General features: G+C 74.8%; 15 protein-coding genes and 1 pseudogene. 10 read left to right on the top strand and 6 right to left on the bottom strand.

The window, feature by feature from the left end:
• The first annotated feature begins 84 nt into the window (after positions 1–84).
• Positions 85–834: a DUF2470 domain-containing protein gene (locus tag FHG89_RS18850; RefSeq protein ID WP_139585707.1), complete on the top strand. Its 750-nt coding sequence runs from the start codon at positions 85–87 to the stop codon at positions 832–834.
• A 38-nt stretch (positions 835–872) separates the two neighbouring features.
• Here the strand turns inward: FHG89_RS18850 and FHG89_RS18845 are convergent, their stop codons facing one another.
• From FHG89_RS18845 to FHG89_RS18835, 3 genes are read right to left on the bottom strand one after another with little or no spacing between them, the layout of a single operon-like run.
• Positions 873–1,469 carry a TetR/AcrR family transcriptional regulator gene (locus FHG89_RS18845; protein WP_139585706.1) on the bottom strand — a complete coding sequence of 199 codons (597 nt, stop codon included), beginning with the start codon at positions 1,467–1,469 and terminating at the stop codon, positions 873–875.
• 25 nt (positions 1,470–1,494) lie between these two features.
• Positions 1,495–2,250, bottom strand: coding sequence for an ABC transporter permease (locus FHG89_RS18840; RefSeq protein WP_139585705.1), 756 nt, complete (start codon positions 2,248–2,250; stop codon positions 1,495–1,497).
• Positions 2,247–2,978, bottom strand: a complete 732-nt coding sequence (locus FHG89_RS18835) for an ABC transporter ATP-binding protein (RefSeq protein WP_139585704.1) — start codon at positions 2,976–2,978, stop codon at positions 2,247–2,249. The genes FHG89_RS18840 and FHG89_RS18835 overlap by 4 nt, the downstream gene beginning before the upstream one ends.
• Before the next feature lie 595 nt (positions 2,979–3,573).
• Here FHG89_RS18835 and FHG89_RS33860 point away from each other — a divergent pair.
• The 4 genes and pseudogenes from FHG89_RS33860 to FHG89_RS18820 all read left to right on the top strand — a co-directional run.
• Positions 3,574–3,849 (top strand): annotated as a pseudogene (locus FHG89_RS33860) (phosphoribosyl-AMP cyclohydrolase); the annotation flags it as partial.
• A 177-nt stretch (positions 3,850–4,026) separates the two neighbouring features.
• Complete coding sequence (hisI, locus tag FHG89_RS33855) at positions 4,027–4,461, top strand: phosphoribosyl-AMP cyclohydrolase (RefSeq protein ID WP_139585729.1); 435 nt, start codon at positions 4,027–4,029, stop codon at positions 4,459–4,461.
• Positions 4,458–6,011, top strand: a complete 1,554-nt coding sequence (locus tag FHG89_RS18825) for an anthranilate synthase component I (RefSeq protein ID WP_139585703.1) — start codon at positions 4,458–4,460, stop codon at positions 6,009–6,011. The genes hisI and FHG89_RS18825 overlap by 4 nt, the downstream gene beginning before the upstream one ends.
• Positions 6,008–6,616 (top strand): Trp biosynthesis-associated membrane protein, encoded by a 609-nt coding sequence (locus tag FHG89_RS18820; RefSeq protein ID WP_139585702.1) that lies wholly within the window; start codon positions 6,008–6,010, stop codon positions 6,614–6,616. Before FHG89_RS18825 ends, FHG89_RS18820 begins: the two co-directional genes overlap by 4 nt.
• 19 nt (positions 6,617–6,635) lie before the next feature.
• Here the strand turns inward: FHG89_RS18820 and FHG89_RS18815 are convergent, their stop codons facing one another.
• Entirely contained in the window at positions 6,636–6,905 is a 270-nt protein-coding gene (locus tag FHG89_RS18815) for a hypothetical protein (RefSeq protein ID WP_139585728.1), read from the bottom strand.
• 485 nt (positions 6,906–7,390) lie between these two features.
• Between FHG89_RS18815 and trpC the strand changes: the two genes are divergently transcribed.
• The 3 genes from trpC to trpA are packed head-to-tail and all read left to right on the top strand — an operon-like array spanning position 7,391 to position 10,275.
• The gene (gene trpC / locus FHG89_RS18810) at positions 7,391–8,194 is read left to right on the top strand and encodes an indole-3-glycerol phosphate synthase TrpC (RefSeq protein ID WP_208761018.1); all 804 of its coding nucleotides are present in this window, start codon (positions 7,391–7,393) and stop codon (positions 8,192–8,194) included.
• Between the two features lie 37 nt (positions 8,195–8,231).
• The gene (gene trpB, locus FHG89_RS18805; RefSeq protein WP_139585700.1) at positions 8,232–9,470 is read left to right on the top strand and encodes a tryptophan synthase subunit beta; all 1,239 of its coding nucleotides are present in this window, start codon (positions 8,232–8,234) and stop codon (positions 9,468–9,470) included.
• A gap of 1 nt (position 9,471) precedes the next feature.
• A complete protein-coding gene (gene trpA, locus FHG89_RS18800) occupies positions 9,472–10,275 on the top strand; it encodes a tryptophan synthase subunit alpha (protein WP_139585699.1) in 804 nt (267 codons plus the stop codon).
• Positions 10,276–10,428: 153 nt separating this feature from the next.
• Here trpA and FHG89_RS18795 read toward each other — a convergent pair whose 3' ends face one another.
• A complete protein-coding gene (locus FHG89_RS18795; protein WP_139585698.1) occupies positions 10,429–11,007 on the bottom strand; it encodes an NUDIX hydrolase in 579 nt (192 codons plus the stop codon).
• A gap of 101 nt (positions 11,008–11,108) precedes the next feature.
• Between FHG89_RS18795 and lgt the strand changes: the two genes are divergently transcribed.
• Together lgt and FHG89_RS18785 are read left to right on the top strand one after the other, a co-directional pair.
• Positions 11,109–12,284: a prolipoprotein diacylglyceryl transferase gene (gene lgt / locus FHG89_RS18790; protein WP_167517463.1), complete on the top strand. Its 1,176-nt coding sequence runs from the start codon at positions 11,109–11,111 to the stop codon at positions 12,282–12,284.
• Between the two features lie 15 nt (positions 12,285–12,299).
• Positions 12,300–13,487, top strand: a complete 1,188-nt coding sequence (locus FHG89_RS18785; protein WP_139585696.1) for an FAD-dependent oxidoreductase — start codon at positions 12,300–12,302, stop codon at positions 13,485–13,487.
• 13 nt (positions 13,488–13,500) lie between these two features.
• On the opposite strand, the gene FHG89_RS18780 is transcribed toward FHG89_RS18785, so the two are convergent.
• The coding region (locus tag FHG89_RS18780; protein WP_139585695.1) for a GNAT family N-acetyltransferase at positions 13,501–13,902 on the bottom strand (402 nt) is incomplete at its 5' end.

Here is a 13,902-nt window from a genome sequence, read left to right as displayed (position 1 = left end):
GATCGCGCCGGTGTGGTGGACGTCGCTGGCCAGGTGCTCTAGGCTCCGGATTAGGTAAGCCTAACCTCAGAAGGAGTCGCGCCCATGCGGCCCAGCCCCGCCGAGATCGTTCGTACCCTCGTCGCCGGCCGCCTGCCCGGTCTCGTCCACCTGGCCCACCGGCCCGGCCCGCACCACGCCCGGCACGTGACCGACCCGGACGGGCGGGTGCTGCTGCTGGTGCCGGTCGCCAGCCACCTGGCCGCCGCGCTGCAACCGGTGGCCGGCGGCAACGACGTCGCGGTGGTCCTGGACGTGCTCGATCTGCCGCCCGCCGCCGGCGCGCCCGCTCTGGGCCGGGCCTGGGTCTCCGGCTGGGCGGCGGAGCTGAGCGGCGACGAGGCCCGGCACGCGGCGGTCGACTTCGCCGCCGTCGACCCGACCGGTGACCTGCTCGACCTGGGCACCCGATTCCGGCTGTACCGCTTCGAGGTGGTCGAGGTCCGCTGGGAACGCGCCGGCGCCGTGCAGCGGGTCGACCCCGGGGAGTACGCCGAGGCCGAGCCGGACCCGGTGCACCCGGTCGAGGCACGGCTGCTGGCCGACCTCGCCGAACGTGATGCCTCCCAGCTGACCGAATACCTGCGTCGGCAGCTCGGGCTGACCGGGCAGACGCCGGACGGGCCGCCCCGGGTGGTGCGCATCGACCGTTACGGGCTGGTGGTGTCCCTCGGCCGCTCCGGTGCCCGGCGTCGGGTCCGGCTGGCCTTCCCGTGCCCGGTGGCCGATCCGGACGAGCTGGCCGGCCTGCTGCCGTCGCTGCGCCGCCCGGCCGAGGCCCGACCCCGGTACTGAGCCCGCCGGCACCAGGCGGCTGGCGCCTCGCGTGTCGGTCAGCTCGCAAGAGAGCCGGTGAGGTAGCGCTGCACGGTCGGGCCGATGGCCGCGACGAGCGTCTCCGGGTCGGCGGATGCCACCGGCTCCAGCCGGACCACGTGCCGCATCATGGCCAAGCCGATCATCTGGGTGGCCACCAGGGAACCGCGCAGCGGCAGCTGGGCCGGCTCGACGTCCAGCTGTTCGAGCACCCGGCGCAGCACCTGCGTGGTGATGAACTCGCGTAGCAGCCGCGCGGTCCACTCGTTGCTCACCGCCGAGCGCAGCAGCGCCACCCCGGCGCTGCCGGCCGGAGAGTCCCATACTCCGAGGAAGACGCGCACCATCCGCTCGCCGACGCCGTCCCGGTCACCGGCGAGCACCCTCGGCACCAGCTGACCCGGGTCCACCGGCAGGTTCATCGCGGCCAGGAAGAGCTGGTCCTTGCTGCCGAAGTAGTGGTGCACCAGCGCCGGGTCGACCCCGGCCGTGCCGGCGATGGCGCGGATCGAGGCCGCGTCGAAGCCGCGTTCGGCGAACGCCGCCCGCGCCGCGTCGAGGATCGACTCCCGGGTGCCCGGGTTGCCGGGTCTCCGGCCCGTCCGCCGCGTCATCGCCGCCCTTCGTCCGTCCCGCCGGTCAGCCGCTGCGCCGGCGCAGGGTGGCCGCCGCGAGCACCAGCGCCAGCACCACCGCGCCGAACACCACGGTCACGTCCCGCCACATCCTGCCGGTCGGCTCGGCGTTGGCGCCGACCTCCTGCAACGCCTCGACGGCGTACGACAGGGGGAGGGCGTCACTGAGCGCCTGGAGCCAGCCGGCCATCTGGTCGCGGGCCACGAACAGCCCGCACAGCAGCAGCTGGGGGATCACCACGACCGGCAGGAACTGTACTGCCTGGAACTCGGTGCGGGCGAAGGCGCTGCAGAACAGCCCGAGGGCGACGCCGAGCACCGCGTCGAGGACCGCGATCCCGATCACCAGCGCGCTGCTGCCGGCGGTCTCCAGGTCGAAGACCCAGTACGCGACAGCGGCGGCGACCGCCGCCTGCACCGCGGCGGCCAGTCCGAACGCGATGCCGTAGCCGAACAGCAGGTCCAGCTTGCCCATCGGGGTCGTGAGCAGCCGCTCCAGGGTGCCGGAGGTGCGCTCCCGGAGCATGGCGATGCTGGTCACCAGGAACATGATCACGAAGGGGAAGATGCCGAGCATCACCAGCGCGATCCGGTCGAACGTGGACGGCGCGCCCGGTGGGGTCGGCTGGTCGGCGTACATGAAGTAGACAAGGGTGAGCAGGACGGCCGGCACCGCCACCAGCAGCGCGATGGTGCGCCGGTCGTGCCGGAGCTGGCGCAGGATGCGCCAGGTGGTGGCCGCCAGGATGCGCGCGTTCACGAGGCGCCTCCGGCGGGTGCCGCGCCGGCCCGGATCAGCCGCAGGAACGCCTCGTCGAGGTCGTCCACGCCGGCCGCGGCGCGGATCGCGGCGGGGCTGTCGTCGGCGATCAGTCGGCCCTCGCGGATCAGCAGCAGGCGGTCGCAGCGGGCCGCCTCGTCCATCACGTGGCTGGACACCAGCAGGGTGGTGCCGGCCGCCGCCATGGCGTGGAACCGGGCCCACAGGTCGGCCCGCAGCACCGGGTCCTGGCCAACGGTCGGCTCGTCGAGGATGACCAGCTCCGGGTCGCCGACCAGCACGCAGGCAAGCGACGCGCGGCTGCGCTGGCCGCCGGAGAGGGTGGCGACCAGTTGGCCGGCCGCCCCGGCCAGCCCCACGTCGCTGACCGCCCGGTCGGCCTCGGCGCGCCCCCGCCCGTGCAGGGCCGCGAAGTAGCGGGCGTTCTCCCGCACGGTCAGGTCGGCGTAGACGCTCGGCGCCTGTGTCAGGTAACCCACCCGGTGCCGTAGCGCGGGGGCGCCGGCCGGCTGACCCAGGACGGTGATGGTCCCGCCGGTGACCACCTGCACCCCGACGACCGCGCGCAGGAAGGTCGTCTTGCCGCTGCCGCTGGGGCCGAGCAGGCCGGTGACGGCGCCCCGGGCGACCGTGCAGCTGATGCCGTCCAGCACCCGCCGCCCGCCCCGGTCGACGACCAGGTCACGGACGGCTATCGCATCGTCCATCAGACACCTCCGAAAACTCATCGACTGATGAACTCAACGCTAGATGATATTCCACCGCCGACGCAACGGCCGAGGACCGGCGACCTGGACGGGCCCTGCCGGTGGGCGATACAACGGGCAGTAGCCTTCGGACCGGACACCAGGTCCGCCATCGGGCATTGCGCGCCGATCGGGCGTACGGCACGATGGCGCGGTGGGTCACGCTCCGTTACCGAACAGCGGTTTTCTCGAAGACTGGGCCGCGCGGCTGCGGCAGGCCGCCGAGCGACCGGTCGTGGGCATCCTCCTGCGCGGCAGTCACGCTCGCCGGACGGCCACCGCGCACAGCGACGTCGACCTCGACGTGCTGGTCGGCGGTGCCCCGTACGCCGCCCGGCGGGCGTACCTGGCCGAATCCGCCGGACGGCTGACCCACGTGTCGGTGGCCGCCCGGGACGTCCGCTCCTGGGTGCACCGGCTCGGCGAGCCCGCGGACTGGGCGTTCGGGCTGCCGGTCACCGCGCCGGCCCGGTTGCTCTGGGCCGACCCGCACTGGCGGCCCCGGATCGACCTGCCGGTGCTCTGCCAGCCGGCCGAACCACCCCGGCTGGAGGAGATGATCGCCGCGCTGGGCAAGGCCGCCGCCGCGCGGGCCGCCGACGACCGCCTCGGCGTCCGACTCGCCGTCGCCGACCTGGCCCGGCTCTGCCCGTCGGTGCTGCGCCCGGCCAACCCGTCGGTACGGGTGTTCTCCCGCCGGGCGGCCTTCGCGGCGGCCCTGGAACTGCCCGTCGCCCCGCCCGGCTACCGGGAGGACATGCTGCTCTGCCTCGGGCTGCGCCCGGGCTCCGTCGGGCAGCTCTGGGCCGCCGCCGTGCGGCTGGTCGCCGGCACGCTGCCGCTGGTCCGCCCGTACGCCGAGGTGATCGCCGAGACCGCCGGCACCGACCTGGCCGACGCCCTGGTCGACGGGCGGCTGGAGCGCTACGTCGCCCAACTGGCCCGACCCGCCGGCCCCTGGCGGGAGCGGTCGCCGGTCCCCGCCCCGCGTGCGGGACAATGGGTCACTGTGCCCGTACCTGACCCGCCGGTAACCGGCGTCCCCAGCGATCCGAGCGGCCCGGACGCCTCCCCGCCGGCCCGTCCCTCCCGGCTCGACCCGGCCATCGCGGCCCGGCTGCGTCGCACCGCCGACGGCCTGGTCGCCGCCGTGGTCCGCGCGCACGACTCGGGTGAGGTGCTGATGGTCGCCTGGATGGACGACGAGGCGCTGCACCGCACCCTGACCACCGGCCGGGCCACCTACTGGTCGCGCAGCCGCCGCGAATACTGGGTCAAGGGCGCCACCTCCGGGCACCACCAGTACGTCCGCTCGGTCGCCCTGGACTGCGACGGCGACGCGCTGCTGGTCAGCGTGGACCAGGTCGGCACGGCCTGCCACACCGGGCACCGGACGTGCTTCTTCACCGAGCTGCCGGTGACGGGGACGGGGGCCGGCGTATGACCGACGGCACGGTGAGCCCCGACCCGGGCACCTTCGCCGAGCTGGCCGCGCGCTGGCGGGTGGTGCCGGTCACCCGGCGGTTGCTGGCCGACGCGGAGACCCCGGTGGGCGTCTACCGCAAGCTGGCCGGCGGCCCCGGCACGTTCCTGCTGGAGTCTGCCGAGCAGGGCGTCGGCTCGGCAGGCATGGCCTGGTCGCGGTACTCGTTCATCGGCGTGCGCAGCAGCGCCACCCTCGTGGAGCGGGACGGCGCGGCGGCGTGGCTCGGTGAGCCACCGGCGGGGCTTCCCACCGGAGGCGACCCGGTGCGGGTGCTCCGGGAGACCGTCGCGGCGCTCGCCGGCCCGGTCGCCGACCCCGCCGCCGGGCTGCCGCCGCTGACCGGGGGCATGGTCGGCTACCTCGGCTACGACCTGGTCCGTCGCTTCGAGCGGCTGCCCGAGCTGATCGAGGACGACCTGGGTGTGCCGGAGCTGGGCATGATGCTCGCCACCGACCTGGTGGTGCTCGACCACTACGACGGCTCGGCGATCCTGGTCGCCAACGCGCTGCTGCCCCCGCTGGACGCCCCGGACCGCGCCGCGCAGGTCACCGCCGCGTACCACCACGCGGTCGGCCGGCTGGACGCGATGACCACCGCGCTGTCCCGGCCCATCCCGCCGATGATCTCCACGGTCGAGCGTCCGCCGACCGGCGAGGTCTCCTGCCGTACGCCCGAGGGTGGCTACCCGAAGGCGGTGGAGGCGGCCAAGGAGGCGATCCGGGCCGGCGAGTGCTTCCAGATCGTGCTGTCGCAGCGTTTCGAGCGGTCCACCCACGCTGATCCGCTGGACGTCTACCGGGTGCTGCGCACCAGCAACCCCAGCCCGTACATGTACCTGCTGCGCTTCGACGGCTTCGACATCGTCGGCTCGTCGCCGGAGGCGCACCTGAAGGTCACCGCCGGCCCGGACGGTCAGCGCCGGGCCCTGCTGCACCCGATCGCCGGCACCCGGCCACGCGGCGGCACCCCGGCCGACGACGCGGCGCTCGCCGCCGAACTGCTCGCCGACCCGAAGGAACGGGCCGAGCACGTGATGCTTGTCGACCTGGGCCGCAACGACCTGGGTCGGGTGTGCCGGCCGGGCAGCGTCGAGGTGCCCGAGTTCGCGACCATCGAGCGGTACAGCCACGTGATGCACATCGTCTCCACCGTGACCGGCACGCTGCGTGCGGACCAGAACGCGTTCGACGCGCTCGCCGCGACCTTCCCGGCCGGCACGCTCTCCGGCGCACCAAAGGTGCGGGCCATGGAGATCATCGAGGAGTTGGAGCCGGTGCGCCGCGGCGTGTACGGCGGCACGGTCGGCTACGTCGGCTTCGGTGGCGACCTGGACATGGCGATCGCCATCCGGACCGCGCTGATCCGCGACGGCCGCGCCTACGTGCAGGCCGGCGCGGGCGTGGTCGCCGACTCGGACCCGGCCGCCGAGGACCAGGAGACGCGGAACAAGGCGGCCGCCGTGCTGGCGGCGATCGCCGCCGCCGAGACGCTGCGGCCAGCCCGATGACCGGCTACGGACGGCCGGAGGGCGGCGGGCGGTCCGGGGTGGGTCGGCGCGAGCTGACGTACGCCGTGGTGCTCTGCGTGGCCGGCGCGGGCCTGGCGCTGTGGGCGGCGACCCGGAGCTGGTCGCTGGAGCTGACCGTGCGCCCGGCGCCGCTGCCGCCGGTACGTGACGCCCGCAGCGGCGCCGCCCTGCTGCCGTGGCTTCCGGCGTTGGCCCTGGTCACGCTGGCCGGCGGTGGCGCGCTGCTGGCGACCCGGGGCCGGGTGCGGCGGCTACTCGGCGGGCTGCTCGGTGCGCTCGGGTTGGCCGTGGCGGCCGGCGGTGGGTACGGCCTGGTCGCTGCCCTCGACGGCGTGGTGAGCCGGCAGTGGCCCGCCCTCTGCCTGCTCGGCGGCCTGCTCGCCGCCGTGGGCGGGGGGTGGACGGCGCTGCGCGGCGGTGGTTGGCCGGCGATGGGCGCGCGGTACGAGCGGCCGTCGCGGACCGTCGCGGACAGCGCGCCGGCGGCGGCCGGTCCGGCGGGTCCGTCGGCGCCGATGGCCGGTCGTCGGACCACCGAGGCCTGGGACGCGCTGGACCGTGGCGAGGATCCGACGGCCGGTTGAGACCGGCCGTCGGCCGCTGTCAGCCGACCGGCTGACGCTTCCGCTGCGTCCGGCGGGCGGCGGCCCGCGCGGCGGTCAGCTCGGCGACCAGGCGGTCCAGTTCGGCGCGCTGGTCGGCGCGGGCCCGGTCGGCGCAGACCGCCTCCCAGGCGTTGCCGCGCGCGGTGCGCATCCGGCCCTCACCGACCACGGCCCGTTCCAGAGTGTGTACGACACCGACAGCGAGCGACGCCACGGTCCGCGAGATGGTGGTCAGCCCGATGCTGGGGGTCGGCTCGGCAATGTTCATGGTCACCTCGCACGAGGAGTTGACGGCGGTCGGGGCAGGCGCGCCATCGAGTCTGCCCGAGGACGATGCTGACCGGCTGACGTTTCGCCGTGGTGACCGCCCGGTCAACTGTCCCGCCCCGGCCCCGACCAGGGATGGGCCGTTAGGCCTTGAGCTTGCTCACAGAATCGACAGACGTAACTGCCGTTGAGCGCGGACCCGGGGTCGGTGGCATGATCGGGGGATCGGCCGGCTCGCCGGGAGCGCCGGGCTCCCAGCGTGTGACGACGATCGATGGCGGAGGTGGCGCTGTGTGACATCCCGTTCACGGCAGGTCGGCCATTATGCCGCAGCCCTTTTCGTGAGCAGCGCCATACCCCCGGCGTCCGGGGTCGGCCCCCTGCCCCTAGCATCGGCCCATGACACCCGGAGAGGGGAGTCCGTTGGTGACTGCTGAGCATGCGCACGCGGAGGGGGACGACGCCGGTCAGGCAGCGTCCGTAAGCGTGCTCGACGAGATTCTGGCCGGCGTGCGCGAGGACGTCGCCCGACGCCAGGAGCAGGTTCCGCTGGAGCGGATCCGTGAACTGGCCGCGGCGGCGCCGCCGCCGCTGGACGCGTACGCGGCCCTGCGCAAGCCCGGCGTCGCGGTGATCGCCGAGGTGAAGCGCTCGTCGCCGTCCAAGGGTCGGATCGCCGAGATCGCCGATCCGGCCGACCTCGCCGTCGACTACGCGGCCGGTGGCGCCCGTGCGATCAGCGTGCTGACCGAGGGGCGCTGGTTCGGCGGTTCGCTGGACGACCTGGCGGCCGTCCGGGCCGCGGTCACCGTGCCGGTGCTGCGCAAGGACTTCGTGGTCTCCAGCTACCAGGTGCACGAGGCGCGCGCGCACGGCGCCGACCTGGTCCTGCTGATCGTCGCCGCCTTGGAGCAGAACGCCCTGATGGGCCTGCTGGAGCGGATCGAGTCGCTGGGCATGACCGCGCTGGTCGAGGTCCACGACGAGGAGGAGGCCGACCGGGCCCTGGAGGCCGGCGCGCAGGTGATCGGGGTCAACGCCCGTGACCTGCGTACCCTGGAGGTCGACCGGTCGGTGTTCGAGCGGATCGCGCCCGGCCTGCCCAGCAGCGTCGTCAAGATCGCCGAATCCGGCGTCCGCGGCCCGCACGACCTGATCCGGTACGCCTCGGCGGGTGCCGACGCGGTCCTCGTCGGCGAGGGCCTGGTCACCCAGAAGAGCCCGCGCGAGGCGGTCGCCGAACTGGTCAACGCCGGTAACCACCCGGCGACGCCCCGGCCGGTGCGCTGAGTCGCGCCGGTGTGACGCCCCACCGAGAGGATTTCCGATGAGCGCCGACGCGCTGGCCCCGGTGGCCGGCCCGCAGCCCGACTCCGCCGGCCACTTCGGCCGCTTCGGCGGTCGGTTCGTTCCCGAGGCCCTGGTGGCCGCGCTGGACGAGCTCGACGGGGCGTGGCGTACGGCGATGGCGGACGAATCCTTCCGGGCCGAGTTCGGCGCGCTGCTGCGCGACTATGCGGGCACGCCGTCGCTGCTCTACGAGGCCCGGCGGTTCTCCGCCAAGGTCGGCGCCCGGGTGCTGCTCAAGCGGGAGGACCTCAACCACACCGGCGCGCACAAGGTGCGCAACGTGCTGGGCCAGGCGCTGCTCACCAAGCGGATGGGCAAGACCCGGGTGATCGCCGAGACCGGCGCGGGTCAGCACGGCGTGGCCACCGCGACCGCCGCCGCCCTGTTCGACCTGGAGTGCGTGGTCTACATGGGCCAGGTCGACACCGAGCGGCAGGCGCTCAACGTGGCCCGGATGCGGATGCTCGGCGCCACAGTCGTCCCGGTCACCAACGGCTCGCGCACCCTCAAGGACGCGATGAACGAGGCGATGCGCGACTGGGTGGCCAACGTCGACGAGACGCACTACCTGATCGGCACCGCCGCCGGGCCGCACCCGTTCCCGGCGATGGTCCGTGACTTCGTCCGGGGCATCGGCGACGAGGCCCGCCAGCAGTGCCTCGACCTCACCGGCGGGCTGCCGGACGCGGTCACCGCCTGCGTCGGCGGAGGCTCCAACGCGCTCGGCATCTTCCACGCGTTCGTTCCCGACGAGGCGGTGCGGCTGTACGGCTTCGAGGCCGGCGGCGACGGTGTCGCGACCGGCCGGCACGCGGCCAGCATCACCGGCGGGTCGGCCGGGGTGCTGCACGGCACCCGCACGTACGTGCTCCAGGACGCCGACGGGCAGACGCTGGAGTCGCACTCGATCTCGGCGGGGCTGGACTACCCGGGCGTCGGGCCCGAGCACGCCTGGCTGCACGACAGCGGGCGGGCCACCTACCTGCCGGTCACCGACGACGAGGCGATGGCCGCGTTCGAGCTGCTCTGCCGCACCGAGGGCATCATCCCGGCGATCGAGAGCGCGCACGCGCTCGCCGGCACCGTCGCGCTGGCCCCGAAGCTCGCCGCCGAGCTGGGCCGGGAGCCCACCATCGTGGTCAACCTCTCCGGGCGGGGCGACAAGGACGTGCACACCGCCGGGGACTACTTCGGCATCCTCGACAAGGAGCGGTGAGATGAGCCGGATCGGGGTGGCGTTCGACAAGGCCCGGGCCGACGGACGGGCGTTGCTGGTCGGCTGCATGCCGGCCGGCTTCCCGACGGTCGAGGGCAGCATCGCGGCGATGACCGCGATGGTCGAGGCCGGCGTGGACGTCATCGAGGTCGAGATTCCGTACTCCGACCCGGTGATGGACGGGCCGGTCATCCAGAAGGCCAGTGACATCGCGCTGGCCGGGGGCGTACGCACCGCGGACACGATGCGCGTCATCGAGGCGGTGGCGGCCACCGGCGCCCCGGTGGTCACCATGACCTACTGGAACCCGGTCGAGCGGTACGGAGTGGACGTGTTCGCCCGTGACCTCGCGTCCGCCGGCGGCACCGGTCTGATCACCCCGGACCTCATCCCCGACGAGGCAGCCGAGTGGCTGGCCGCTTCGGACGCGCACGGGCTGGACCGCACGTTCCTCGTCTCCCCGTCGTCCACCGACGTCCGGTTGGCGATGACCGTCCAGCACTGCCGGGGCTTCGTCTACGCGACCGCCGTGATGGGGGTGACCGGCGCCCGCGCGCAGACCTCCGACGCCGCCCCGACGCTTGTCTCCCGGGTCCGCGCGGCCACCGACCTGCCGGTCGGCGTCGGCCTGGGTGTGGGCACCGGGGCGCAGGCCGGGACCGTGGCCGGGTACGCCGACGGTGTGATCGTGGGCAGCGCTCTGGTCCGGTGCGTGCTCGACGCGACGTCCGAGGCCGAGGGGCTGGCCGCGCTGCGTACGCTCAGCGCCGAGCTGGCCGAGGGCGTCCGCAACCCCGTCCGCTGAGTCGTCTCCCGCTCCGCCCCGGCCTGCCGGACCACTCGCTCTGATGAGCGGTATACCTGAGGGTCATAAATATGACTCTCAGGTATACCGCTCAACGGAATGTGGGCCGCCCGGCGCGGCGACGCCGGCGGACGTTCGAGCGGGGTGGCGCTGTCAGGGGCGTAGGGACGGATCCGCCGCCTCGCCGCGTTGCTCAGGTGGCTGCCCCACGCCGGGCTGGCCCTGACCGGCAGCGCTGGCCGTCGGCGACCGCGGAGGCGCCGCCTCGGCGCCGGCCGGTGCCCAGGGGACGTCGCGCAGGACACCGGAGCGTCCGCCGTCCGCGTCCGCGACGGCCGCCCGGGTGAGCGGGGTGACCGCCTCGGGCAGCGCGGCGGGCGGATGCCAGGAGAGCCGGCAACCCGGTGGTGGGTCGGCGGCGGGTCGGACACCGGCCACCCGCGCCCGGAACACGTGCACCAGGACGTCCGGCAGCGGCCCGGCCCGCCCCGCCGGCGCGATCGCCGTGCCCGGCGCGGCCAGGTGGTAGACACCGACCAGGTCGACCAGCTCGATCTCCCAGCCGGTCTCGGCGCGGATGTCGCGCAGCGCCGCGGACACCGGGCTCTGCGCCGGACGCAGCCGCCCGCCGGGCAGGGCGTACCGTCGCTCGCCCCGACCCTGGCGGCAGAGCAGCACCCGTCCGGTGTCGTCGGTGACGACCGCGGCGACCGCCCAGGTGAGCGCGCTCATGGACAAAGAGCCTACGGCGGTGCAAACCAGAAGTCACCGGGTTGCCGGTAGGGCGGCCCGGGGTGCCGCTTCGGGGGTGCGCAGCGGTAGCGTGTGCACCCGTGACCTACGCCTCGCTGTCCCCCCAGGCGGCCCTGCCCAGTCCCAGCACCGCTGTCTGGCAGCTCGGGCCGGTCCCGATCCGGGCGTACGCGCTGTGCATCATCGTCGGCATCGTGCTGGCCTGCTGGGTGACCGAGCGTCGGCTGCGTCAGCGCGGCGTCGCTCCCGGCGCGGTGCTCGACATCGCCGTCTGGGCGGTGCCCGCCGGCATCATCGGCGCCCGGATCTACCACGTGATCACCTCGCCGGAGAAGTACTTCGGCGCGGGTGGCGACCCGATGAAGGCGTTCGCCATCTGGGAGGGTGGTCTCGGCATCTGGGGCGCGGTCGCCGGCGGTGCGGTCGGCGCCTTCATCGCGGCCCGGCAGCTCGGCATCCCGTTCGGTGTGGTAGCCGACGCGCTGGCCCCCGGCCTGCCGCTGGCCCAGGCGGTCGGTCGTTTGGGCAACTGGTTCAACAACGAGCTGTTCGGTGGCCGGACGACCCTGCCGTGGGGTCTGGAGATCCACCGGATGGACCCGGACAATCCCGGGCACGCGCTGCGCGACGACGCCGGCCAGCCGATCCTCGAACCGGGCCTCTACCAGCCGACCTTCCTGTACGAGGCGCTGTGGAACCTGGGTGTGGTCGCGCTGGTCCTCGTCCTCGACCGTCGACTGAAGCTCGGCCGTGGCCGGGCGTTCGCCCTGTACGTGATGGGCTACACCGCCGGCCGGTTCTGGATCGAGCTGATGCGCACCGACGAGGCGAACCAGATCCTCGGCGTCCGCCTCAACGTCTGGACCGCGGCCCTGGTCTTCCTCGGCGCGTTGATCTACTTCGTCCGGGTGCGCGGCCCCCAGGAGTTCCTGATCCCGCTCGGCGCGGCGGCGACGCCGACGCCAACCGGCACGTCCGACCTGTCCCAGGTCGACCTCTCCGCGCGGGAGGCCTCGGCGCGGACCGCCGCCCCGGAGGGGTACCGGGTGGTCAGCGAGGAGCAGTACCACGCCTGGCGGGACAGCGGTGTCCTGCCGGCCGAGTCCGCAGGTGACGACGACCGCCCCGCCGGCGAGTCGGTCGACGCGGCCGACGACGCCCCGTCGACCGGGGACCAGGCGGGGGACGGTACGCCGCAGACCCGCGACGACCGGGCCGACGCCACGGGCGCGCGTCCCGCCGACCGGGACAGCTGAGCGGGGGCGGCACCGATGCGAAGCGCGGTGGTGGTCGGCGCCGGAGTCGGTGGCCTCGCGGTCACCAGCGCGCTGGCGCGCTCCGGCTGGCAGGTCACCCTGCTGGAGCGGGCCGAGCGGGTACGCCCCGAGCCGACCGCCGTGGTGCTGTGGCCCAACGGCGTGCGCGCCCTTCAGGCACTCGGCCTCGGCGCCGGCCTGGCCGCCATCGCCACCCCGCTGCCCGACGGCGGGGTCCGCCGGCCGGACGGGCACTGGCTGGTGCAGCCCCGCCCCACCCCGGCCGACCGGATGCCGGTGGTGGTGCACCGTGAGGATCTGCACGACGCGTTGATCGCCGGGCTCGGCGACCGGGTCGAGCTGCGCACCGGCGTGACCGTGCGACACGTGCGGGTCGAGCCGGGCCAGCGGCCCGCGGTCAGCGACGGCCGGCACACCATCGAGGCCGATCTGGTGGTCGCCGCCGACGGCACGGACAGCGGCATCCGCCGGCAGCTCGCCCCCGAGTCCGGGGTGGTCAGCTCCGGCTGCGCCGCCTGGCGGGCCGTCATTCCCTGGTACCGGGCACCCCGGCTGCCCGCCGACCAGCCGATCGCCGGTGAGGTCCTCGGCGCGGGTTACCGGTTCGTGGCCGCCTCGCTGGGCGAGCGCGGCTCGTCCGGCGGTTCCAGCCGGGGCGGCATCTACTGGGTGGCCACCGCCGCCGGAGCGCCCCGTCCGGAACCGCCCGAGACGCAGTTGGCGCTGCTGCGCCGCTGGTACGCGGGCTGGCCCGAGCCGATCGGCGCGCTGCTCGACGCCACCGACCCCAGCGACCTGGTCCAGCAGGAGGTCCGCGAGCTGCGTCCGCTGCCCCGCGCGTACGGCTTTCCGGTCGGGCCCGGTGGCGTGGTGCTGCTCGGTGACGCGGCGCACGCCATGCCGCCGCACCTCGGGCAGGGCGCCTGCCTCGCCTTCGAGGACGCCGCCACGCTCGCCTCCCTGCTGCGCGAGGCCCGGCTGCCCGACGCCGTGCAGGCGTACGACCGGGTGCGCCGGCCGCGGGCGGCGACTGTGGTCCGGCAGACCCGACGCATGTCGGCGGTGCTCCAGGCGCGGGGCCGGTTGGCGTTGCGGGCCCGTGACGCCGCCCTCGGCACGATCAACTCGCGTCTGCTCTCCAGCGCCGCGGCCTCGGCCGCGCAGTGGCGGCCCCCGGCGTGATCCGCGCCGTGGGTCAGCCGATCAGGGCGGCGGGCTCGGCGATGCAGGCGGTGCCCACGCGGCGGAAGCCGACCCGCAGGTAGACGCGGGCGATCTCGTCGCTGCCCGCGGAGAGGAAGACCAGGTCGGTGCCGGCGGCGAGCAGTTCCCGGGCCAGGGTGGCGGTCAGCGCGGCGCCCAGACCACGCCGTCGGGCGGCCGGCAGGGTCGCCACGCCGGCGATCTCCGCGACGTCGTCGACCCGCATCGCCATCCCGCTGGCCAGGGCGCCCTCGGTGATCGTGCAGGCCAGCGCGGAGATCCGTCGGCCGTCGGCGACGCGCACCCGTTCCTCGTCCAGCGCGGCCAGCTCCAGCCCGGTGACCGCCGCGTCCCGCTCGGCCGGGCCGGCCTCGCCGCGCGCGGGGCCGGCGGC

Source organism: Micromonospora orduensis (genome assembly GCF_006228125.1).
Lineage (GTDB): Bacteria > Actinomycetota > Actinomycetes > Mycobacteriales > Micromonosporaceae > Micromonospora > Micromonospora orduensis.
Note: the sequence above shows the minus strand (reverse complement) of the source record. Positions and strands in the feature narration are given on the sequence as shown.

Coding starts and splice junctions, on each gene's coding strand:
- FHG89_RS18850 (WP_139585707.1), top strand. CDS start 85: ATGCGGCCCAGCCCCGCCGAGATCGTTCGTACCCTCGTCGCCGGCCGC.
- FHG89_RS18845 (WP_139585706.1), bottom strand. CDS start 1,469: ATGACGCGGCGGACGGGCCGGAGACCCGGCAACCCGGGCACCCGGGAG.
- FHG89_RS18835 (WP_139585704.1), bottom strand. CDS start 2,978: ATGGACGATGCGATAGCCGTCCGTGACCTGGTCGTCGACCGGGGCGGG.
- FHG89_RS18825 (WP_139585703.1), top strand. CDS start 4,458: ATGACCGACGGCACGGTGAGCCCCGACCCGGGCACCTTCGCCGAGCTG.
- FHG89_RS18820 (WP_139585702.1), top strand. CDS start 6,008: ATGACCGGCTACGGACGGCCGGAGGGCGGCGGGCGGTCCGGGGTGGGT.
- FHG89_RS18815 (WP_139585728.1), bottom strand. CDS start 6,905: ATGAACATTGCCGAGCCGACCCCCAGCATCGGGCTGACCACCATCTCG.
- trpB (WP_139585700.1), top strand. CDS start 8,232: ATGAGCGCCGACGCGCTGGCCCCGGTGGCCGGCCCGCAGCCCGACTCC.
- trpA (WP_139585699.1), top strand. CDS start 9,472: ATGAGCCGGATCGGGGTGGCGTTCGACAAGGCCCGGGCCGACGGACGG.
- FHG89_RS18795 (WP_139585698.1), bottom strand. CDS start 11,007: ATGAGCGCGCTCACCTGGGCGGTCGCCGCGGTCGTCACCGACGACACC.
- FHG89_RS18785 (WP_139585696.1), top strand. CDS start 12,300: ATGCGAAGCGCGGTGGTGGTCGGCGCCGGAGTCGGTGGCCTCGCGGTC.